This window comes from Thermaerobacter nagasakiensis (assembly GCF_055396825.1).
Genome location: NZ_AP043740.1, coordinates 332,641 through 354,134, shown reverse-complemented (window position 1 = coordinate 354,134; position 21,494 = coordinate 332,641). Strand labels below are relative to the sequence as shown.

General features: G+C 68.1%; 17 protein-coding genes. All 17 read left to right on the top strand.

The features are described from left to right. The first annotated feature begins 64 nt into the window (after window positions 1–64). The gene (gene metK, locus ACZ5T9_RS01450) at window positions 65–1,312 is read left to right on the top strand and encodes a methionine adenosyltransferase (protein WP_464833553.1); all 1,248 of its coding nucleotides are present in this window, start codon (window positions 65–67) and stop codon (window positions 1,310–1,312) included. Window positions 1,313–1,693: 381 nt separating this feature from the next. Next, window positions 1,694–2,224, top strand: coding sequence for a hypothetical protein (locus ACZ5T9_RS01445; protein ID WP_464833552.1), 531 nt, complete (start codon window positions 1,694–1,696; stop codon window positions 2,222–2,224). A 45-nt stretch (window positions 2,225–2,269) separates the two neighbouring features. Next, window positions 2,270–3,940: a GGDEF domain-containing protein gene (locus ACZ5T9_RS01440; protein ID WP_464833551.1), complete on the top strand. Its 1,671-nt coding sequence runs from the start codon at window positions 2,270–2,272 to the stop codon at window positions 3,938–3,940. A gap of 166 nt (window positions 3,941–4,106) precedes the next feature. Further along, window positions 4,107–4,877 carry a ComF family protein gene (locus ACZ5T9_RS01435; RefSeq protein ID WP_242823315.1) on the top strand — a complete coding sequence of 257 codons (771 nt, stop codon included), beginning with the start codon at window positions 4,107–4,109 and terminating at the stop codon, window positions 4,875–4,877. An 81-nt stretch (window positions 4,878–4,958) separates the two neighbouring features. Beyond that, window positions 4,959–5,330 (top strand): flagellar biosynthesis anti-sigma factor FlgM, encoded by a 372-nt coding sequence (gene flgM, locus ACZ5T9_RS01430; RefSeq protein ID WP_464833550.1) that lies wholly within the window; start codon window positions 4,959–4,961, stop codon window positions 5,328–5,330. A 2-nt stretch (window positions 5,331–5,332) separates the two neighbouring features. Continuing rightward, window positions 5,333–5,953 (top strand): flagellar protein FlgN, encoded by a 621-nt coding sequence (locus tag ACZ5T9_RS01425; RefSeq protein ID WP_464833549.1) that lies wholly within the window; start codon window positions 5,333–5,335, stop codon window positions 5,951–5,953. A 97-nt stretch (window positions 5,954–6,050) separates the two neighbouring features. Then, entirely contained in the window at window positions 6,051–7,652 is a 1,602-nt protein-coding gene (flgK, locus tag ACZ5T9_RS01420; RefSeq protein ID WP_464833548.1) for a flagellar hook-associated protein FlgK, read from the top strand. A 39-nt stretch (window positions 7,653–7,691) separates the two neighbouring features. Continuing rightward, a complete protein-coding gene (gene flgL / locus ACZ5T9_RS01415; RefSeq protein WP_464833547.1) occupies window positions 7,692–8,579 on the top strand; it encodes a flagellar hook-associated protein FlgL in 888 nt (295 codons plus the stop codon). Window positions 8,580–8,713: 134 nt separating this feature from the next. Further along, entirely contained in the window at window positions 8,714–10,237 is a 1,524-nt protein-coding gene (locus tag ACZ5T9_RS01410; RefSeq protein ID WP_464833546.1) for a phosphoglucomutase/phosphomannomutase family protein, read from the top strand. A gap of 531 nt (window positions 10,238–10,768) precedes the next feature. Then, window positions 10,769–11,332: a ribosome hibernation-promoting factor, HPF/YfiA family gene (gene hpf, locus ACZ5T9_RS01405; RefSeq protein ID WP_464833545.1), complete on the top strand. Its 564-nt coding sequence runs from the start codon at window positions 10,769–10,771 to the stop codon at window positions 11,330–11,332. Between the two features lie 413 nt (window positions 11,333–11,745). Beyond that, complete coding sequence (locus ACZ5T9_RS01400) at window positions 11,746–12,435, top strand: hypothetical protein (protein ID WP_464833544.1); 690 nt, start codon at window positions 11,746–11,748, stop codon at window positions 12,433–12,435. Window positions 12,436–12,773: 338 nt separating this feature from the next. Next, entirely contained in the window at window positions 12,774–14,183 is a 1,410-nt protein-coding gene (locus tag ACZ5T9_RS01395; RefSeq protein WP_464834467.1) for an HD-GYP domain-containing protein, read from the top strand. Window positions 14,184–14,210: 27 nt separating this feature from the next. Beyond that, window positions 14,211–14,852, top strand: a complete 642-nt coding sequence (locus ACZ5T9_RS01390; RefSeq protein WP_006904650.1) for a DUF5317 domain-containing protein — start codon at window positions 14,211–14,213, stop codon at window positions 14,850–14,852. A 602-nt stretch (window positions 14,853–15,454) separates the two neighbouring features. Then, entirely contained in the window at window positions 15,455–18,250 is a 2,796-nt protein-coding gene (gene secA, locus ACZ5T9_RS01385) for a preprotein translocase subunit SecA (RefSeq protein ID WP_464833543.1), read from the top strand. 96 nt (window positions 18,251–18,346) lie between these two features. After that, a protein-coding gene (gene prfB / locus ACZ5T9_RS01380) for a peptide chain release factor 2 (RefSeq protein WP_156821787.1) occupies window positions 18,347–19,526 on the top strand; the annotation gives its coding sequence in 2 pieces (ribosomal slippage) (window positions 18,347–18,415 and window positions 18,417–19,526; 1,179 coding nt in all). Between the two features lie 281 nt (window positions 19,527–19,807). Then, window positions 19,808–20,494, top strand: a complete 687-nt coding sequence (gene ftsE, locus ACZ5T9_RS01375; RefSeq protein ID WP_006904648.1) for a cell division ATP-binding protein FtsE — start codon at window positions 19,808–19,810, stop codon at window positions 20,492–20,494. Beyond that, entirely contained in the window at window positions 20,484–21,371 is an 888-nt protein-coding gene (gene ftsX / locus ACZ5T9_RS01370; RefSeq protein WP_464833542.1) for a permease-like cell division protein FtsX, read from the top strand. Before ftsE ends, ftsX begins: the two co-directional genes overlap by 11 nt. Window positions 21,372–21,494: the final 123 nt, after the last annotated feature.

The window sequence follows — 21,494 nt, the reverse complement described above, 5'->3', positions numbered from 1 at the left end:
CCTTCTCCTCGGAGAAGGGGTCCTTTTATCTCTATCTCTGTCTCGCGGAAAGGAGGAACCCCGCGTGACGCGAGCCAGGGGCCGCCACCTGTTTACCTCGGAATCGGTGACGGAGGGCCACCCCGACAAGATCGCGGACCAGATCTCCGACGCGGTCCTGGACGCCATCCTCGAGCAGGATCCCCAGGCCCGGGTTGCCTGCGAGACGGCGGTGACCACGGGCATGGTCCTGGTGATGGGCGAGATCTCGACCACCTGCTACGTCCACATCCCGGCGCTGGTCCGCGACGTGCTGCGCGAGATCGGCTACACCCGGGCCAAGTACGGGTTCGACGCGGACACCTGCTCGGTGCTGACGGCCATCGACGAGCAGTCGCCGGACATCGCCCAGGGCGTCCTCGATGCCTGGGAGGTGCGCCACGGCGAAGCCCCGCCGGACGACTTCGCCCGCATCGGCGCCGGCGACCAGGGGATGATGTTCGGCTTCGCTTGCCGGGAGACGCGGGAGCTGATGCCGCTGCCCATCACCCTGGCCCACCGGCTGACCCGCCGGCTGGCGGAGGTGCGCAAGTCCGGCCTGCTTCCCTACCTGCGCCCCGACGGCAAGGCCCAGGTGACCATCGAATATGAAGGGACGCGCCCCGTGCGGGTGGCCGCCCTGGTGGTGTCGACCCAGCACCGGGAGGACGTCAGCCGCGCCCGGCTGGAAGAGGACCTGCGCCAGCACGTCATCGACGCTGTCGTCCCGGCGCCCATGCTGGACGAGAAGACGCGGATCTACATCAACCCCACCGGGCGGTTCGTGGTCGGCGGCCCCCAGGGCGACGCCGGTCTGACGGGCCGGAAGATCATCGTCGACACCTACGGCGGCTATGCCCGCCACGGCGGTGGCGCCTTCTCGGGCAAGGACCCGACCAAGGTCGACCGTTCCGGTGCCTACGCCGCCCGCTGGGTGGCCAAGAACGTGGTGGCCGCGGGGCTGGCGGAGCGCTGCGAGATCCAGGTGGCCTACGCCATCGGCGTGGCCCAGCCCGTGTCCATCCGTGTGGACACCTTCGGCACGGGCCTCATCCCCGACGACCGCATCGAAGATCTGGTGCGCCAGCACTTCGACCTGCGACCAGGGGCCATCATCCACCACCTGAACCTGCGCCGGCCCATCTACCGCCAGGTGGCCACCTACGGCCACTTCGGGCGGCCCGATCTGGACCTGCCCTGGGAGAAGATCGACCGGGCAGCCCAGTTGCGGGAGGCGGCGGGGCTGGGGGCGATGCCCGACGATCCGCTGGCCGAGGTGGCGGTGGCGCTGTAGGGTCCGGTGCTTGCAGGGCGCGACCGGGGCCGGTTGCGGGCCGCGGCCGGGGTCGCGGGGCCGCAGCCCGGTCGCAGGGTTGCGGGTAAGCCGTCCGGCCGAGGAACGGCCCTGCGGCACGGCAACGCGCCACCCGGTGCAGCCAGAGAATGTGACCGGGTGCGGATGTGACCGGGTGCCCGTCGCGGCAGGCCTTCGGGGTTGCAGCCTTGTACAGCCGCTTTGACGGGCCTTATGCGTCCTGGCCGGGCAGGCGGCGGCGCCCCGCAGGGGGCGGCGGCCGGTCCGGCCTTTTCCGTCTTGGGGACCGCCCGGGTGACGGTTCGTCCGCTCAGGGACCTTCCGGTCCGCCGCGGCATACCTTGGAACCGCGACAGCACCATGACGACCCTGACCTCCCGGCCCCACGGGGGTGCCGAGTCCATGGGGCACGATGCCGTGTGGTGGGCCCTGGCGGTCCTGGCCGTCGTGACGGCGGCCGGTGTGCTGGGCGCGTTGCGGGGTGCATGGCACCGCGGGCGGCGCCGGGTCCAGCCCCAGGGGTGGGAACCCTGGCCCCTGGTGGTGCTGGTGCGGGACGCGGCTTCCTTCATCGAGGGATTCGTGGAGGACCTGGCTGCCCTCGCACCCGGTTCGCCCATCGTGGTGGTGGACTGCGGGTCTGCCGATGAAACCGCCGCCATCCTCTACCGTTTGCGCCAGCGGGTCCCGACCCTGCAGGTCCTGCGCTGGCCGGCCCAGCGTTCGGGGGCGCCCGGCCCGCTGGAGGCGGCGCTTTTCGTCACCGGGGCGCCGCTGGCGGTGACCATCGACCTGACGAATCCCGGCGGATGGCGCTGGCAGGACCTCCGCGTACCCCTCATTCACCTGCTCGAGGCGTCGGCATCCAGCAGGAAATGCATGACAGGTTGAGAATGAAATAAGGACCGCGACACGGGGTGGGGGTCACGATCGCCGGTGAGGTCCTGGCGTAGCCCGCAGCGGGTGTATATCCTGGCCGTCGGTGTGGGCGGGATGGTGGCTCTGATCCTGGCCTTGCGCCAGTGGGAGCCCGTTCCCGCCCTGCCCATGTTGATGATGCTCGCCGCGGCCGTCCTGATGGACGCCTACCCGCTGCCGATGCCCGGCGGCGGGGCGATGTCGCTGACTTTCGGGGTCACCCTCACGGCCCAGTTGCTGTACGGTACCGTGCCCGCGGCCATCATCAACGTGCTGGGCAACCTCATCGGCTACGGGGTGCTGAACCGCCGGCCTTGGGACCGCACCCTGTTCAACGCCGGCCAGTTCGCCCTGACCATCCTGACGGCAGGGGCCGTTTCGACGCGGCTCGGCCTCCATCCCTGGCCCGCGCCCACGGGGATCACCGTTCCGCCGCTCCACCTGGTCTTTGTTTATGTGGCGATCTACTGGGTGATGAACAATGCCCTGGTGGGCCTGGCCCTTTACTATCACCAGGCCCATCCCACCCGGGAGTTCCTCCGCCTGTTCTTCCGCTGGTTGCCGGTGGATGCCCTCAGCACCGCCTTCGCCGTGGCCGCCCATTCGGTGGTGATGATCGCCTTTCAGGCGTACGGTGAAATCGGCATGGCCGTGGGCCTGACCCTCTTCCTGATGATCAACTACCTGCTCCGCCTGCACATGCGGCTGGTGGAGGCCCACCACGACCTGCAGTCGCTGTATGAGATCACCAAGGGACTGGCTTGCGTGCTGGAACTGGACGATGCCTTCGGCTGGATCGACCGGGCCGTGCAGCAGCTGGCACCGTCGGACGCCTTCGCCGTCTACCTGGCGGAAGAGGGCGACGTGCTGCGCCTGCAGCATGCGGTCCATCCCGATGCGGGGGAGGTTCAGGGCCGGGTGGCAGGGGAGGGGGCCGTCCGGCGGGCCGCCAGGGAGCGCCAGCTTGTCGAGCACGTGGACGAGCCCACCCTGGTGACGGAGAACTTCGAGCCGTCCAGCGTGCTGGCGGTACCCCTCTCGGCCGACGAGCGGCTCATGGGCTGCCTGTGCCTGGCCCGGCGCCACCGGGCCTTTGGCGATCGCGAGCGGCGCCTGCTGTCCATCCTCGCGTCGCCAATGGCCATGGCGATCCAGAACGGCCTGATCTATGGCCGGACCCAGACCATGGCCCACACCGACCCGATGACGGGCCTTTACAACTACCGGTTCTTCAGCATGCGCCTGCGGGAGGCGGTGCGGCGGGCCAGTGCTACGGGCCAGCCCCTGGCGCTGATCCTGATCGACCTGGACAACTTTTCCGACATCAACAACCAGTTCGGCCACCGGGACGGCGATCACGTCCTGCGGCAGTTCGCCGACCTCCTGCGGCATTCGGTGCGCCAGCAGGATCTGGTCGCCCGGTATGCGGGCGACGAGTTCGTCGCCATCCTGCCCGGTGCCCGCCGGGAAGAGGCCGAAGCGGTGGCCGACCGCATCCGGGAAGCCGCCCTGAGGTACCGTTTCACCGACCTCTCGGGCCAGATCTTCTTCCCCCTCCGTTTCAGCCTGGGGGTCGCCGTGTACCCCTATGACGGCCCCACCGATGAAGACCTCATCGCCGCCGCCGACCGCAACATGTACCGCGAAAAGCGCCACCACCGGGAGCGGTACCGCCGCGAGCACGCGTGAGGCTTTTCCGGCCGGCGGCCGCCCAGGGCTGTCACCGCCTGGCGAGCGCAGGGAGAGGGGCTGGGAGGCGATGCCCCCGCAACGTTCCGGGGAGTGCCGGGCAGGCTGGGCCTTCACCGGCCCCCGCCCGAGGCCAGGGGGGAACTGGCAGAAGGTGTGGGCCGCCGTGCGCGACGAGCTCCTGGCCTGGGTCTTCCCCTGGCCACCCTATTGCCTGGGCTGCGGGGCTGACCTGCCCCACTGGCCGCCGGCCGACCCTGCGATATGCCCGCGCTGCCAGGCCCGGCTGGGACACGAGCCCGGCAGCCGGTGCCTGTGGTGCGACCGGCCTGCCTGGCTTGCCCATCCGGACGAACCCTGCAGCCAGTGCCGCACCCTGGGACCGCCCTGGGTGGCCGTCCGGGCGGTGGGGACTTACCGGGGCCTCTTACGGCGCCTCATCCTGCGGATGAAATACGAAGACGAGCCCTACCTGGCCGAACTCCTGGGTCGCGCCATGGCCGCCCGGACCGGGGGCTGGCCGGCAGCGGCGCTGGTTGTACCCGTGCCCATGCACCCCGACCGGCTGCGCCAGCGGGGCTTCAATCAGGCGATCCTTCTGGCTCGGGCCGTGGCCCGGACGGGAGGCTGGCAGCTGGCGGAAAACCTGCTGGTGCGGCGCCAAGCCGGAGCCGGCCAGGCCACCCTGGGGGCGGCGGGGCGGCGGCTGAACGTGGCCGGCGTCTTCGCCCCCTCGCCCAGGGCCCGTCGGCTGGCGGGGCGGCCGGTTCTTCTGGTGGACGATGTGCTCACCACCGGGCGCACCCTGGCTGCGGCCTGCGAGGCCCTCCAGGCGCTGGGGGCGGGGGCTGTCTACGGCCTGGTGGCAGCGGCCACCCCCCTCCAGCCCGCCCGGTATACCGCGCCCGAACGCTCGGGGGAGATGATGCCGTTGTAACGGTGCCGCAGTCCCCTCTAAACATCACGACCCGGCGTCACGAAAACCGGGTTAGTCACAGCTGGCGAGGAGGACGGGGCAATGATCATCTCCCGGCAGCAGGTCTTGAATGCGCTGAAGGCCTACGGCATGCAACCAGGCGCCGGTACCCCGGCCGCTGGCCCGGCGGGGAGCCCGGGTCCCGTCCAGCCGGCCGCACCCGGAGTGTCTTCGGGTACCGGGGCAGCCGGCGGCGCACCAGTACCCGGCCGCGATCGGGTCGACCTCTCCCCCGCGGCCGCGGCAGTCCAGCGGCTGGTGGACGAAACCCGCGGGTTGCCCGAGGTTCGGGCGGAGCGGGTGGCGGCGTTGCGGGCGCAGATTGCCCGCGGGGAGTACCAGATCGACGCCCAGCAGGTGGCGGAGCGGATGCTGTACCGCCTGCTGGCGGACCGGGTTCAGGAGGACCGGTGAGCATGGCGCCCATTGTCCCGGCCCGGCCCGGCCCCGCCTTCCCGGCCGCCGGCGAAGGATCGGAGCCCGCCCCTGCCGTCCCCGTGGCCCCGGCCCCTGCGACCGGCGAGGCACCGGCCGCACCTGCCGCAGCCCTGGCGCATCAGCTGGTCGCCCAGCTGGCGGCCATGGTGGAACCCTGGGCGCGGCTGCTGGAAGCCACCCGGGCGACCAACCGGGCCCTGGTTGCGGGGGACCCGGCGGTCATCGAGGCGGCCCTGGCCTCCGAAGAGGAATGCCTGCGGGTGATCGGCGAGCTGGAGCGGCGCCGGTTCGACCTGCAACAGGAGCTGGCGGCGGCATGGGGGCTCGATCCCGCCCGCTTGTCCTGGGAGGAGCTGGCCCGCCGCGTTCCCGACCTGGCCCCGGCCCTCGCCCGCTGCCGGGATTCCCTGAAGGCGCTGGCAGAGGGTGTAGAGCAGCTCAACCGCCAGAACCGGGCGCTGGCGCGCCAGGGCCTGGCCTGGGCCCGGTTCGGCCTGCAGAGCCTGGCGGCGGCCCGAGGTACCGCCGGCCCGGGGTACGGACCCGACGGCCAGTTGCAGTGGCGGCCGCCGGCCCTGGCCGTGGACCGGGCCTTTTAAGCTTCTTGTGTCAGGCTTCTTGTGTCAGGCATGGTTGTCAGGCATGGTGCGGCATTCAGGTGCCTAGGCGTTTCAAGGGTCAAAGGATGATGCCCCCGTGCGCAGCACCTTCTTCGGACTCGAACTGGCCCGGCTCGGCCTCTGGGCCCAGCAGCGAGCCCTGGATGTGACCGGGCACAACATCGCCAACGCCAGCACCCCCGGTTACTCCCGGCAAGTGGCGCGCCTGGCGCCCACGCCTTCCTACGCGCCACCCTCCCGGGCCATGGCGGTGGCAGCCGGCCAGGTGGGGACCGGGGTGCAGGTGGCCGGGATCCAGCGGGTCCGGGACCTGTTCCTCGACCGGCAGGTGCGGGACTTGCAGGGGCAGCTGGGACGCTGGCAGGTTCGCACCCAGACCCTGGCGGAGCTGGAGACCATCCTGGGTGAACCATCCGACGCCGGCCTGGCCCGGGCCCTCGCCGACTTCTGGGAGGCCCTGGGGGTCGTGGCGAACCGTCCTGACAGCCTGCCGGCGCGGACGGCGGCCATTCAGCAGGCCCATACCCTGCTGGAACGCTTTCAGGAGGCGGACCGCCAGCTGGCGGACCTCCAGCGCAACCTGGACGCCAGCATCCTCGCCCGGGTCGACCGCGCCAACCAGATCGCCACCCAGCTGGCCGACCTCCACCGCCGCATCCAGGTCGCCACCGCAGCAGGGCAGTCGCCCAACGACCTGCTGGATGAACGGGACCGGCTGGTGGAGGAGCTGGGCGGCCTGCTGCCGGTCCGGGTGACGGAACGGGAGGGCGGCGCCCTGCGGGTCGAGGTGGCCGGGCTGCCCCTGGTGGACGGCCGGGTCGTCCACCTGCTGGTGGTCCGGGAAGAACCGGTCGCGGCCACCGGCGGCGGCACCGGTGGCGCCGGCAGCCCGGGCGGCGGGCCGGCCCCCGGCGATCCGGGTGCCGGCGACCTGGTGGTCCGGATCTACTGGTCGGGAACGGCCCAGGTCCTGGCGGAGGGTACCGGGACGGGTGCCTTGGCCGGTGAGCCGGGTGCCGGCACCGGGGCCGGACCCGCCCTCCTGCCCCTTGACGACACGGTGCTGGAGGGCGGCGAGATCGACGGCTTTCTCGAGTCGCGGGACCGGCTGGTGGCGGGCTTGCGGCAGGATCTGAAGGCGCTCTTTTTCGCGCTGGCCACGGCCGTCAACCAGGTCCACCGGGAGGGGTACGGGCTCAACGATGCCCCCGCTTCCGGCTCCCAGGGCGGCGGGGCAGGCCGGGACATGTTCCTGCTGGGGACGGGGACCGACCTGCAGGCGGTGGTGGTCAATCCCGCCCTGGACGATCCGGCCAACCTGGCAGCGGCCCTGGAGGCCGGTGCGCCCGGAGACGGGCGCAATGCCTTGGCCCTGGCGCAGCTGCGCCACGCCGCCCTGGCTCTGCCCGGCGGGGCGCCGGCCCAGGATTACCTGGAGAGCGTGGTAGCGGGGCTGGGCATCGCGGGGCGCCAGGCCCAGGAAGGCCAGCGCACCACCCAACTGCTCATGGATCAGGTGGCGGCCCAGCGGGAGAGCGTGCGAGGCGTTTCCCTGGACGAGGAGATGACGCAGCTGGTCCGGTACCAGCACGCCTACGCGGCGGCGGCCCGGCTGGTGACGGCGGTGGACTCCATGCTGGCCGTCCTCATCGAGCGGACGGGCCTGGTGGGTCGTTGAGGCGGCGTCCTCGAGGGCTGCTCACAGGAGGGAGCACGGGTGCGCATCACCGGCGGAATGATGATCACCACCCTGCTGGCCGACCTGCGCCGGGCTCAGCAGCGGCTGAGCACCTTTCAGAACCAGCTGGCTTCGGGCAAGCGGGTGCAGCGCCCTTCGGACGATCCCGTGGCCACCGTGGACAGCCTGCGCCTGCGGGCGCGCCTGGCCGAGGTGGAACGCCTGCGGGCCAACGCCCAGGATGCCCGGGACTGGCTCGAGATGACCGACAGCGCCCTGGACCGGGCGACCCAGATCCTCCAGCGGGCGCGGGAGCTGGCGGTCCGGGCGGCTTCGGGTACCCTGCCGGACAGCTCCCTCCAGGCCATCCAGGCCGAGGTCCAGCAGCTCCAGGACCACCTGCTGGAGGTGGCCAACAGCACCCTGGGCGACACGTACCTGTTTGGCGGTTTCGGGACGCAGCAACCGCCCTTCGTGGCCGATCCGGCCAGTCCCAGCGGCGTCACCTATCAGGGAATCAACGGGCCCATCCAGCGGGAGGTGGCGCCCGGCACCACCCTGACCATCAACGTGCCCGGGGACGCCGCGTTCGACCCGGCTTTCGCGGCCCTGAGCGGGTTGCAGGTGGCCCTTCAGAATCGGGACCTGCAGGCCGTATCCGCAACCGGGATCGCGGCTCTCGACCAGGCACTGGACGGCCTGCTGCGGTTCCGCGCCGAGGTGGGGGCCAAGGTGAACCGAATCGAGCTGGGTCTTTACCGCATGGACGAGATCCGCGTCGACACCGAGCAGCTGCTCAGCGGCGTAGAGGATGCGGACATCGCCGAAACGGCCATGCGCCTGTCGGTGTCCCAGGCGGCGTACCGGGCGGCGCTGATGGCCGGTGCCCGTATCGTCCAGCCCACCCTGATGGACTTCCTGCGGTAACCGGGATGGACGTCGCGCGGTAACCTTCGGCCCTCCGTAACGGCGGCGCCGTGGAGTCCCCCGGCTGCGCAACCAGGTCTCCCCGGGAGGAACCCTAAGCCAGGTTGCGAAGGTTCCACCGAGGTGAGCACCGGGTGAGCGACGCGCAGCAGAAGGGACACGCAGACCGGAACCATTCCCAGTCCCAGCCCCAGCCCCAAACGGCATCGGTACCCGCCACGCCCATCCGCTTCGGCACCGACGGCTGGCGGGCGGTCATCGCGGAAGAATTCACCTTCGCCAACGTACGCCGGGTCGCCTGGGCCCTGGCGGATCACCTCGAGGCCACCGGCCGCGCCGGCCAGGGCGTGGCCGTGGGCTATGACTGCCGGTTCCTCTCCGACCGGTTCGCTGCGGCGGTGGCATCGGTGCTGGCGGCCGCCGGCATTCCCGTCCTCCTATCCCGCTCCGCCTGCCCGACGCCGGCGCTGAGCTGGGCGGTCGTGTCGCGAAAGCTTGGCGCCGGTGTCATGATCACCGCCAGCCACAACCCGCCCGAATACAACGGGTTCAAGCTCAAGGGCTGGTTCGGAGGCCCGGCCCTGCCGGAAGAAACCCGCCAGCTGGAGGCGATCCTGGCCCGCCAGGAAGCCGGGCGGGCCGGGGCCGCGCCGCCGGCCGGAATGGACCCGGAGGAAGCCCGGCGCCTGGGCCGGGTGGAAGAGGCCGACCTCGTGGGCCCGTACGTCCAGCAGCTGCGGAATCTGGTCGACTTCGAGAGGCTGCGGGCGGCCCGGCTCCGCCTGGTGGCCGACCCGATGCACGGGGCAGCCCGCGGGGTCTTGGCGGACCTTCTGCGGGAGGCCGGCGCCGAAGTGACCGAGATCCGGGGCGAGTTCAACCCCAGTTTCGGCGGTCTGGCCCCCGAGCCCATCGCCCGCAACCTGGGTCCGGCGGTGGAGGCCGTGCGGCGCCTGGGTGCCCAGGCGGCCCTGGTCACCGACGGCGACGGCGACCGGGTCGGGGCGGTGGACGCCACCGGCGAGGTGCTGGACGCCCAGCGCATCTTCGCGCTGCTGCTCCAGCACCTAGTGGAAGTGCGCGGCTGGAGGGGGTCGGTGGTCAAGACCTTCGCCGGCACGCGCATGGTCGACAAGCTGGCGGCCCGGTACGGACTGCCCTTCCATGAGACGCCCATCGGCTTCAAGCACGTCTGCGAATATGCCCTCAAGGAAGACGTCCTCATCGGCGGCGAGGAAAGCGGCGGCATCGGCATCAAGAACCACATGCCCGAACGGGATGGCCTTCTCTGCAACCTGCTGCTGGCGGAGATCATGGCGACCCGCGGCCGCACCCTGGGCGAGCAGGTGGCGGCCCTGATGGCGGAGATCGGGCCGCACTACTTCCAGCGCCGCGACCTCCACCTGACGCCGGAAGGGAAGAACCGGCTGATGGCCCTGCTGCGGGACGATCCGCCGGCCCGCCTGGCGGGCTGGCCGGTGGAGAAGGTCGACCCCCTGGACGGCTACAAGCTGATCTTCGGGCCGAGCCGCTGGATCCTCTTCCGTGCTTCCGGTACCGAACCCGTGGTCCGCGTGTATGCGGAGGCCGAATCGCCCGAGGAGGTCGGTGCCCTGCTGGACGACGGCCTCCGGCTGGTGGAGTCCGCGACCCGCTGACCGGCCGGTCTTGCACCGCGGGCACCACCGGTACCGCCGCCCCGCAGGCCCGTGGTCCGCGGCCTGCAGGCCCGTAGCCGGCCGCACGCAGGCCCGTAGCCCGCGGCCCGGGCGGGCACCGGCGGTTCTTCGAATGTTGCAGGGCGTGGTGGCCTGTTCGTCCGGAAAATAACGAAGAATGGATAGGCTCGGATGGTCCCTGGTAGGGAACGGAGGGCCGGTTATCCCCAGCCCAATGAACAAGGGGGTTCCGGCCCTTCGCCGCACAAAAGGGGCGAACTCGTACTTATCAACAGATCATCCACATTATCCACAGTGGCCCGGGGGCAGACTATCCACACAAGGAATCGCCGGGAGCGGTGATTGGTACCATACCTTGGAAGCGGGGCCCCGGCCGCAGGTACGCGGAGCGGGTAGGTTGAGTCCCCGCTGAGAACCGGGAGAGCCGGCCGCCCGCCGCCTTCGCCCGGTAGGAGGACGCCGGTCGGGTGCGGAACTACTGCAGTAGTTCAGGGGAAGGAGTGAGGGCTGTTGAACATCGCCATCTACGGCAAGAACATCGACGTCACCGAAGCCCTCAAAGAGTACGCCCGCAGGAAGGTTGGCAAGGTGGCCCGCTACTTCAACGGCGAACCCCTGCAGGCGCAAGTCACCCTGAGCATCGAGCGGGACCGGCACATCGTCGAGGTCACCATCCCCGTACCCACCAACGGCCTCCTGATCCGCGCCGAGGAAGAATCCGACGACATGTATGCCTCCATCGACATGGTGGTCGACAAGCTGGAGCGCCAGATCCGCAAGTTCAAGACCCGCCTGAACCGCAAGGCGCGTCGCCTCGAGGCCACCACCGGCCAGGTCGTGACCGAGCTGGACACCGCCGTGGACGAACCGGCGTGGCCGGAGGGAGAGGATGAAGGCCGGGTCGTCCGCACCAAGCGTTTCGCCGTCAAGCCCATGACGGTGGACGAAGCCATCCTCCAGATGAACCTGCTGGGCCACGACTTCTTCGTTTTCGCCAATGCCACCACCGGCCAGGTCAACGTGCTGTACCGGCGGCGTGACGGGCAGTACGGCTTGATCGAGCCGGAGTTCTAGGCCGGGGGAACGGGTCCAACGCGGCCACGGGCCCGGCGCCCGTGGCCGCGTTCGCTTGCGCCCGCGCCGCGGCCCCGCGGCCGATCCCGGATCGGACGGCCGTCTTCTGGTCCCCAGTTGCCGGGTTCTGGCTCGCGCCACCGATTGACCTCGAATCTCGCTCCCTCCGCTGCTCGCCCCGGGCCGCTGGCTCCCGGATGGGATGGGTGAGGTTGGATGCGCGCTGCGATTTCCAATTTCGACACTTCTCGTCTCCGTACGGGAAGGAGAAACCCGTATCCGCGGGTTCCGCTGGGGGAGCAGGGATTTTGGGACTATACCGGACCCGTGGGGGAGGTTAAGGTGGAGAAAGGCAGAATCGTCTATTCCTGACACCAGGGGCCGTCACCGCGGCCGGCGGGAGGATGCTACGGGTGTCGCAGCAATCGTCGTGGTCCGATCAGACCGCCCGGGCCATGGAGTCCGCGCTCCTCGGTCTGCCGGGCGTGCTCTCGTCCCATGTGGAGGTCGACGCCGGCGGCCGTGTTCAGGAAATCCACCTGCTGGCAGGACCCGGACGGGCCGAGCACCAGCTGTTTCGCGATGTCCAGTCCCTGATGGCCATCAGCTTCGGTCAGGACGTGGAGACCGGTGCCATTCACCTCACCCGGGTCGGTGCCGGTGACGAGTACGGGGAGTCCCGCTTGCGCCTTCTCCGTCATCGCCTGGAGACCGAGGGGACCCAGGTCGGCGTCGTGGTGGAACTCGGCAACGGCGAGCGGATCTTCCGGGGCGAGGCCCGCGGCACGCGAGGCCCCACTTCCGTCCTGCGGATGGCCGCCGCGGCAACGGCGCGAGCCGTCGTCGCCGCCCTCTACCGCATGGTGGAGGTTGAGGTGTTTGCCGTGCAGCGGGTACGGCTCGGTCACCGGGCGGTGGCCCTGGTGGGCATCACGGCCGGGGGCGGCATTCTGCCCGTGCAGGAATACGTGGGCGCAGTCCTCATCAAGCTGGACGAGACGGAGGCCACGTGCCGGGCGGTGCTGGACGGCGTGAACCGCTTCTTTGCCCTGGCCGGTCAGCTGGCACCGGAAGGAATCGGCGGTAAGACAACGAATGTGTGAAGCACGCCCGCTGGCACGGATTACCGGCCCCTGTTAGGACACGGACTTCCTGGGCGAATCCACCGTGCCGCGGCGATGTTTGTCGATACGAAGTTTTGACAACAGGTTTCGGTTACTGTGGCCGGGTTTTACGCAGCGTGGCCATGAGCGGAGCTCGCTTCCCGGCGGTCGAGTGACCGCCGCGGGGGCAGATCGAGCGGAGTGATTCTTCATGGCCCGCGTGATCAAGGTTCTGCTTCTTCTGGCGACCCTGGTTCTGGCTGCCGGTTCGAACGTCCAGGTTAGCTGCTGACCCTGGTCCGGCCACAGTAACCAGTCACTTTCAAAGGGGTGTGAACATGCTCTCCCTTAACCGTTATCCAACATTTCGCTACATAATTTATGTCCTAATAACAACATGCTTGGTTACTTGGGCCTCAAGCATGCTAGGTGAAGCTAAGCCATATCATGCCTTATTTTTATATCTTTTCACTCTTTTAGCAGAGGCTTTTCCTATCCAGATCCCTGCGATTCGCGGATCGGTATCGCTGAGCTTCATTCCTACTTATGTGACCATTATGTCGCAAGGGGTTTTACCAGGTGTCCTGGTTGCGACCCTTGGTACTGTTCGCCCGGCGGACTTTGCGGGTATGCCAAAGCGTGCCGTTCTATTTAATAGGGTCCAACTAGGTTTAGCAGCGGCCATCAGCGGGACTGTTTTTCACTGGCTGGTTAACGAGGAATCTATTACGGAGCCTTGGGTCGTATTTACTTTCGCGATAGCTGCTGCCGTATATTTTGCGACGAATATTGGGCTCTCCATCTTGTATTTAAAGAAGTTCAGCCAAACAAGTCTTGGAAAATTGGTCCACCAATTTAAAAACACGGTCGCGCTAAATTATCTTGCCTTAATGCCCCTAGCATATTTAATTGCCGTTATCGAAGAGCGGGTCGGCTTGTTCGGAGTTCTTCTCTTTATGTTGCCGCTCGTCATTGCTCGATTCTCCTTTCAGAGATATGTTGACATTCATCAGATGTTTCTTGGAACCATTCGTGCCCTTGCTCTTGCTCTTGAAGCCAAGGATCGGTACACGTATGGCCACGCCGACAGAGTGGCCAGGTTGGCTGTAAATATCGGGCGCCAGCTCAACTTGAACGATATTGAGTTGGAACAATTGCAGTATGCCGGAATCCTTCACGACATTGGCAAGATTGGTGTCCGTGACGAGATCTTGAACAAACCAGGCAAGTATTCTCCGGAAGAATACGAGGAGATGAAGAAGCACCCTGTTATTGGTGCCCGTATCGTAAGTGGTGTCAATTCCTTAGAGACAGTTGCCTACTGGATTCGCCACCATCACGAAAGATATGACGGTACGGGCTATCCGGATGGACTCAAGGGAGAGGAAATTCCTTTGGGTTCACGGATCATCGCTGTTGCTGATGCATTTGATGCTATGCTTTACGATCGTCCCTACAAGGCAGGTCGGCCCTTGCCCGAGGTGATTGATGAGTTAAAACGTTGTTCTGGAACGCACTTTGATCCAAAAATCGTGGATGTGCTGCTTGATCTGATATCGAACCCTGAACGGGTTGCCGATCTAACACGTCCTCCGGAGCTTCAATTCATCCAGTATCTCGCAACACTATACGGCTGGGTTCCCAGGTCGCCCAGGGATTATGTGGATGATGTCGCAGTAGCTGCCGAAGAACCCCTCTTGGTAGTGGACGATGATGCCTCGCATGATGCATACGTGCCGAGGCAGTGAGGGCCGGAACCGGGGTGATGGGTGCCGATGTTCCTTTTTGCCTTGGCTTTGGCCATGCTTGTTGGCTGGTTGCGAGGCGGCACCATTGTTAATGTGGCAAGACTCCCGTTGCGCTGGGGGCTGGCCGTGCCTGTGCCCTTTGCCATTCGCGCCGTGCTGCTGCACACCGAGGCTTCGAGCAATCCATGGCTCCATCATTGGTCACCCGTACTGCAGGGAATAGCTTATGGGTCAATGGTCATTCTTGCTCTGGTCAATCGCCACCTCCCCGGGGCAGCCTTCCTGATTACGGGAACCCTCGCCAATGCCCTCGTCATCATGGCCAACGGTGGGCGGATGCCGGTCAGTGAATGGGCGGTTCGGGTTGCCGCCGGGGGGGCGGACCGGGCTACGGCCCTCACCCTTCTGCGTATGGAGGACAGCCTCACCCACCAGCTGCTGGGACCGGGGACGCGGCTTCCCTGGCTGGCGGACATCATCCCTTTGCCTCGACCCTTCCCCTTCCCCTCCGTCGCAAGTGCGGGAGATGTAGTGCTGGCAATCGGCCTGATGTGGCTCATCCTGGCGGCCATGGGGAAGCGGGCCGGGACGGCCGTTGATGAATCGGGCCACCCTGACCCGGGCGCAGGTCCGGCGAAGCGGGCACTGGATCGGTGTGGCTCGCTATGACGAGGGTAGGCCAAACCGCCGGCCCAACCAGCGCCGGGCGCTTCCAGGCGTCGGGTGCTCTTCGGGCGTGGAGGGGGCCCGGGCACGTGGTAAAATAACTAGGACGTACAGGACGACGGGTGGACCGCGCCAGCCGGGTTCAGCCGGCCCTGCGGGGGATCCGGATCTGCGACCGGGCGTGACAGCATCCCCGCACAACGGCGTCCCCGCACATCGGGGCGCGCGCCGTGGCACCGGGTGACCGGGTTGAGCCGTGCCGCCCGCCATCCGTTCGGGCCGCAGGTAGCCCGTGGCGAGGAGGCCAACAAGGCAAACGATTGAGACGGGCTTACGAAAAGGCTGGGTCGGGCTTTAGAGGATACTGCAACCCGCAGTGAATCCGGCTCGATGGATCCGGCGCGATGCACGGTGCGGCCGCATTCCCCTATGCCGGTCGACCGGCTCAGGTGTTTGGGCCCGCTGAGGTGGACGCGGGCCGGATTCCGCGGCGTGAGAAGCTAGCGGCGGGTGGAGCGTCCAACCAGCGGGCGGTGGCGTGGTGCCGACCGACCGTGCCGGCGCGACTCCAGACGCCGGTTTTTTCTTCAGGAGATGAGAACGCCATGCTGGGGCTCTTGCGCAACCTGTTCAACTACAACGAGCGGGAGATCCGGCGCCTGTCGCGAGAGGTCGAGCGGATCAACGTCCTCGAGCCGGAGATGGTGCGTCTCACCGACGCCGAGCTGCGCGGCAAGACCGGCGAGTTCCGCCAGCGCCTGGCCGCCGGGGAGACGCTGGACGATCTTTTGCCCGAGGCTTTTGCGGTCGTCCGGGAAGCGGCCCGGCGCACGCTGGGAATGCGGCCCTTTGATGTGCAGCTGATGGGCGGCATTGTCCTCCACGAAGGCAAGGTCGCCGAGATGAAGACCGGCGAAGGCAAGACTCTGGTGGCGACCATGCCAGCCTACCTGAACGCCCTGCTGGGACGCGGCGTCCACATCGTCACCGTGAACGACTACCTGGCGCGGCGCGACGCCGAGTGGATGGGCCGGATCTACCGCTTCCTGGGCCTGACGGTGGGTGTCATCGTCCACGGGCTGAGCTTTGACGAGCGCCGCCGGGCCTATGCGGCCGACATCACCTATGGCACCAACAACGAGTTCGGCTTCGACTACCTGCGGGACAACATGGCGCTGTACCCCGACCAAATCGTGCAGCGCGAGCTGTATTACGCCATCGTCGACGAGGTGGATAGCATCCTGATCGACGAGGCGCGCACGCCGCTCATCATCAGCGGCATGGCCGACAAGCCCACCGAGCTCTACTACCAGTTCGCCCAGATCGCCCGCAAGCTGGAACGGGACCGGGATTACACTGTCGACGAGAAGGCGCGCACCGTCGCACCGACGGAGGAGGGCGTCCACCGGGTCGAGCAGATGCTGGGCGTCGAGAACCTCTACGCGCCCGACAACCCCGTGGACTACGCCCACTACCTGATCAACGCCCTGAAGGCCAAGGAACTGATGCGGCGCGACGTGGACTACGTGGTGAAGGACGGCCAGGTGATCATCGTCGACGAGTTCACCGGCCGCCTGATGTTCGGCCGCCGCTACTCCGACGGGCTGCACCAGGCCATCGAGGCCAAGGAGAACCTCAAGATCGAGCGCGAGTCCCAGACCCTGGCCACCATCACCTTCCAGAACTACTTCCGCATGTACCAGAAGCTGGCCGGGATGACCGGCACGGCGGCTACGGAGGAAGAGGAGTTCTCCAAGATCTACGGCCTGGACGTCGTGGTGATCCCGACGAACAAGCCCATGATCCGGCGGGACCTGCCCGACGTGATCTACAAGACCGAGGCGGCCAAGTTCCGGGCCGTGGTGGAGGAAATCGCGGAGTGCCACCGGCGCGGCCAGCCGGTGCTGGTCGGCACCATCTCCATCGAAAAGTCCGAGCGCCTCAGCGAGATGCTCAAGCGCCGCGGCATCCCGCACCAGGTGCTGAACGCCAAGTACCACGAGCGGGAAGCGGAGATCATCGCCCAGGCCGGCCGCGTGGGCGCGGTGACCATCGCCACCAACATGGCCGGGCGCGGCACCGACATCCTGCTCGGCGGCAATCCCGAGTTCCTGGCGCGCCAGCGCATGCGGAAGCTGGGCTATGAGCCCGACGTGATCAGCGCCGTCTCCGGACAGCTGGACCCGGACGACCCGGAGCTGGCCGAGGCCCGCCGCGATTACCTGCGCCTCCTGGAAGAGGCCAAGCGCGAGACCGAAGCGGAGCATCAGCGGGTGGTCGAACTCGGCGGCCTGCACATCATCGGGACCGAGCGGCACGAGTCCCGGCGCATCGACAACCAGCTGCGGGGCCGCGCCGGGCGCCAGGGAGACCCCGGCTCGTCCCGGTTCTACCTTTCCTTGGAAGACGACCTGATGCGGCTGTTTGGCTCGGACAGCATCCGGAGCATCATGGACCGCCTGGGTGTGGAAGAAGACGAGCCCATCGAGCATCCCCTGATCACCCGCGCCATCGAGAACGCCCAGCGCAAGGTGGAGCATCGCAACTTCACCCTGCGCAAGCAGGTGCTCGAGTACGACGACGTGATGAACAAGCAGCGCGAGGTGATCTACGCCGAACGCCGGAAGGTGCTGAGCGGCGAGGACGTGCACGAGCACATCCTGGGCATGATGGACGACATCATCCAGCATGCCCTGGACAACTACTGCAACGAGCACGCCCACCCCGAAGAGTGGAACCTGGAAGGGCTCGTGGAGTACCTGGAGGGCAACTATCTGCCCGCCGGCACCCTCAAGGCGGAGGAATTGGCCGACCTGGGCCGCGATGCGCTGGCCCAGGAGATCAAGGCCGCGTTCCTCCGGATCTATGAGGAGAAGGAGAAGGCCATCGGCAGCGCACTGATGCGCGAGCTGGAGCGGGTCGTGCTGCTCCGGGTGGTGGATCAGAAGTGGGTCGACCACCTGGCGGCCATGGACGATTTGCGGGACGGCATCGGCCTCCGGGCCTACGGCCAGCGGGACCCGCTGCTGGAGTACAAGTTCGAAGCCTTCGAGATGTTCCAGCAGATGATCGAAAGCATCAAGGAAGACGTGATCCGCATCCTGATGCACATGGAGGTCCGGCCGGGCCAGGCCGAGCTCCAGCGCCGGCGAGTGGCCGTGGGGGCCCGGGAGGAAAGCGGGCGGGTGCCGGTGTTCGCCCTGGCGGCGGGTGCCGGCGGAGAGCACGAGGGCGGTCAGGGCTTGGCCCCTGCCCGGGCCGGTGCCGGTCCCATGGGCGCGGCGGCCTCGCCGGCCCAGGGCCCGCGGGAGCCGGTGCGGGTGCAAAAGGTGGGGCGAAACGACCCTTGCCCTTGCGGGAGTGGGAAGAAGTATAAGAAATGTTGTGGCCGGACGGCCTGATGGCCGGCCCCGGCGGCGCCCGCCGGCGCGAGCGGGACCTGCAGGGGCAGGTGCAACGGCATCGCAGGTGCAACGGCATCAGGGGAGGATGAGAGCATGTGGGATGAGGTGCTGCGCCGCATCCGGGCCCTGCGCCCGCGGCTTGACGAATTGAGGGATGATCTTTGACCTCGCCGGGAAGCGGCGGGAGATCGAGCGCATCGAGCAAGCCATGACGGAACCCGGTTTCTGGGATGATCCGGAGCGGGCCCAGCACCAGGTCCGGCAGTTGAAGGTCCTCAAGGGGCCCGTGGAGCGCTACGAGGCCCTGGACCGCCAGCTGGAGGACCTGCAGGTGCTGGCCGAACTGGCAGCGGAGGAGGCCGACGTCTCGGTCATCCCGGAGCTGGAAGAAGGCATCGCGCAAGTGGAGGAGGGCCTGCGGCAGCTGGAGCTGGAGCTGCTGCTGACGGGGCCGTACGACGGGTACGACGCCATCGTCTCCCTGCACCCCGGTGCCGGCGGGACCGAGTCCCAGGACTGGGCCCAGATGCTCTGGCGGATGTATACCCGCTGGGCGGAAGACCGGGGCTACCAGGTGGAGGTCCTGGACCTGCTGGAGGGCGAGGAGGCGGGCATCAAGAGCGTCACCTTTGCCGTCCGCGGGCCCAATGCCTACGGTTACCTGCGTAGCGAGCACGGGGTGCACCGGCTGGTGCGCATCTCGCCCTTCGACGCCGCGGGGCGGCGCCATACCTCCTTCGCTTCGGTGGACGTCCTGCCCGATCTGGGGGACAGCCCCGAGATCGAGATCCGGCCGGAGGACCTGCGCATCGACGTCTTCCGGGCGGGGGGTCACGGGGGCCAGCACGTCAACAAGACCGAGTCGGCGGTGCGCATCGTGCACCTGCCTACGGGGATCGTGGCCACGTGCCAGAACGAGCGCTCCCAGCACTCCAACCGGGAGACGGCCATGAAGATCCTCAAGGCCCGCCTGGCCCGCTACTACGAGGAACAGCGCCTGAAGGAGATCGCAGCCCTGCGGGGTGACGTGGGCGAGATCGCCTGGGGCAACCAGATCCGGTCCTACGTTTTCCAGCCCTACACCCTGGTCAAGGACCACCGCACCGGGGTGGAAGTCGGCAACGTCCAGGCGGTGATGGATGGCCAGCTGGACGTGTTCATCAACGCGTACCTGAAGTGGGAGGCCGCGCGGAGCGGGAAACTGGGGGCGCGCAGCGGGGAGGGGCCCGGCCAGGCCCGGGATGCGGCGGCCGCCCGGGGTCAGGGCGAGTAGCAGGCTCCCGGCCCCCCGGGGGTGCCGGTCCACGGGCCGTCCATTCCCACAAGCGAGCCGGCCTCGGGAGGCGCGCCGCTGCCCGAGGTCAACTCCGGGCGGCGTCATACGATAACTGTACGGGAGGTCCACCGCCGGCCTCCCCTTTTTGCGTCTCCGCAGGACGCCGGGGATACCGATTTTCGGCCATGGTGGCGAATTCCACCCATCAGCGGGGAGGGTTTGACCCCGTAAGGTCGAAGTACGCCGGGCGCGGGAATTGTCGAGAGGTGGCACCCCCCGTGATCGAGTTCATCAATGTCAGCAAGGTCTACCCCAATGGCGTCACGGCGCTTCAGGACGTCAGCCTGCACATCGAACGCGGCGAGTTCGTGTTTCTGGTGGGGCCCTCGGGGGCGGGCAAGTCGACCCTGGTTCGCCTGATCTATCGCGAAGAGGTGCCCACCCGGGGCATCGTGCTGGTGGACGGCCTCAACGTGGGGCGGATGCGCCGCCGGGACGTGCCGTACCTGCGGCGGCAGATGGGCGTGGTCTTCCAGGACTTCAAGCTGCTGCCCAACCGGACGGCCTACGAAAACGTGGCCTTTGCCATGTTCGTCACGGGGCACACCCAGCGCCAGATCCGGCGCCGGGTGCCCGAGGTCCTGGAGCTGGTGGGCTTGCGGGACAAGGCCGGTGCCCTGCCGTCGGAACTGTCGGGCGGCGAGCAGCAGCGGGTGGCGGTGGCCCGGGCTGTGGTCAACCACCCCAAGATCCTGCTGGCCGATGAGCCGACGGGCAACCTGGACCCCGAGACGGCGTGGGGCATCATGGAGCTTCTGGTGGAGATCAACCGGCGCGGGACCACGGTGGTGGTGGCGACCCACGCCCACAACATCGTGAACGCCCTCAAGCGGCGTGTGGTGCGGGTTGAAGCCGGCCGCGTCATTGCCGATCAGACCCAGGGGGTGTACGAGCGTGCGATTTGAGACGCTCGGGTACTTCCTGCGCGAGGCGTTGACGGGGATCCGGCGCAACGGGTTCATGAGCTTTGCGTCGGCATCCACGGTGTTCGTTTCCCTGGTGGTGCTGAGCCTGCTGCTGGTGGTGGCGGCCAACGTCCGCCACCTGGCGGCCTACGTCGAGTCGCAGGTCGCGGTGGTAGCCTTCCTGGCGCCGGGTACCGGCCGCGCCGAGGGCCGGGCGCTGGAGCAGCGCATCGCCGGCATGGAGGGCGTGGCCGGCACCCGGTTCGTCACCCGGGAAGAAGCCTTGCAGGACCTGAAGGCGATGTTCGGCGACCGCGCCGACCTGCTGGAGGGCGTGGAGCAGGAGAACCCGCTGCGCGACTCCATCGAAGTCCGCCTGGCGGATCCGCGCTATGGCGAGAAGGTGGCCGCGGCGCTGCGGCAGTCGGCCGGGGTGGAAGACGTCAAGTACCGCCGCGACCTGGCGGACCGCATCCGCCGCGTCGGTGACGCGGTGCGGACGGGTTCCGCCGTGCTGGTGGGCTTGCTGGCGGTCACCACCCTGTTCCTCATCTCCAACACCATCCGGCTGACGGTGTACGCCCGCCGGCGGGAGATCCAGATCATGAAGCTGGTCGGGGCCACCGACTGGTTCATTCGCTGGCCCCTGATCATCGAAGGCATCCTGCTGGGGCTGGCCGGGGCAGGGGCGGCGGCCGCTCTGGCCTGGTGGGGATATGACCGGCTGCTGGTCGAGGTGACCCGGGCGATGCCCTTCATCCCCCTGGTCCCGCGGGAGCCGCTGCTGCCGCAGGTGGCGCAGGTGGTGGTGCTGGGCGGAGCCCTCCTGGGAGCCCTGGGCAGCTCCCTGTCCCTGCGCCGGCACCTGCGGGTCTGAGCCGGGGCAACGTCTTGGCCGGGCCCGAAGGGCTCTGGCCGTAAGGGGACCGCCGCAGGCGGAGGCGACGGCCGGGCCGGGTGCGACGGCGCGCGTTGCCCGGTCGGGCAGCCCGGCCTAGAC

What these genes read in the sequence shown, in the direction of transcription:
- ACZ5T9_RS01445 (WP_464833552.1), top strand. Translation starts at nt 1,694, where the DNA reads ATGACGACCCTGACCTCCCGGCCCCACGGGGGTGCCGAGTCCATGGGG.
- flgM (WP_464833550.1), top strand. Translation starts at nt 4,959, where the DNA reads ATGATCATCTCCCGGCAGCAGGTCTTGAATGCGCTGAAGGCCTACGGC.
- ACZ5T9_RS01425 (WP_464833549.1), top strand. Translation starts at nt 5,333, where the DNA reads ATGGCGCCCATTGTCCCGGCCCGGCCCGGCCCCGCCTTCCCGGCCGCC.
- ACZ5T9_RS01395 (WP_464834467.1), top strand. Translation starts at nt 12,774, where the DNA reads ATGCTCTCCCTTAACCGTTATCCAACATTTCGCTACATAATTTATGTC.
- ACZ5T9_RS01390 (WP_006904650.1), top strand. Translation starts at nt 14,211, where the DNA reads ATGTTCCTTTTTGCCTTGGCTTTGGCCATGCTTGTTGGCTGGTTGCGA.
- secA (WP_464833543.1), top strand. Translation starts at nt 15,455, where the DNA reads ATGCTGGGGCTCTTGCGCAACCTGTTCAACTACAACGAGCGGGAGATC.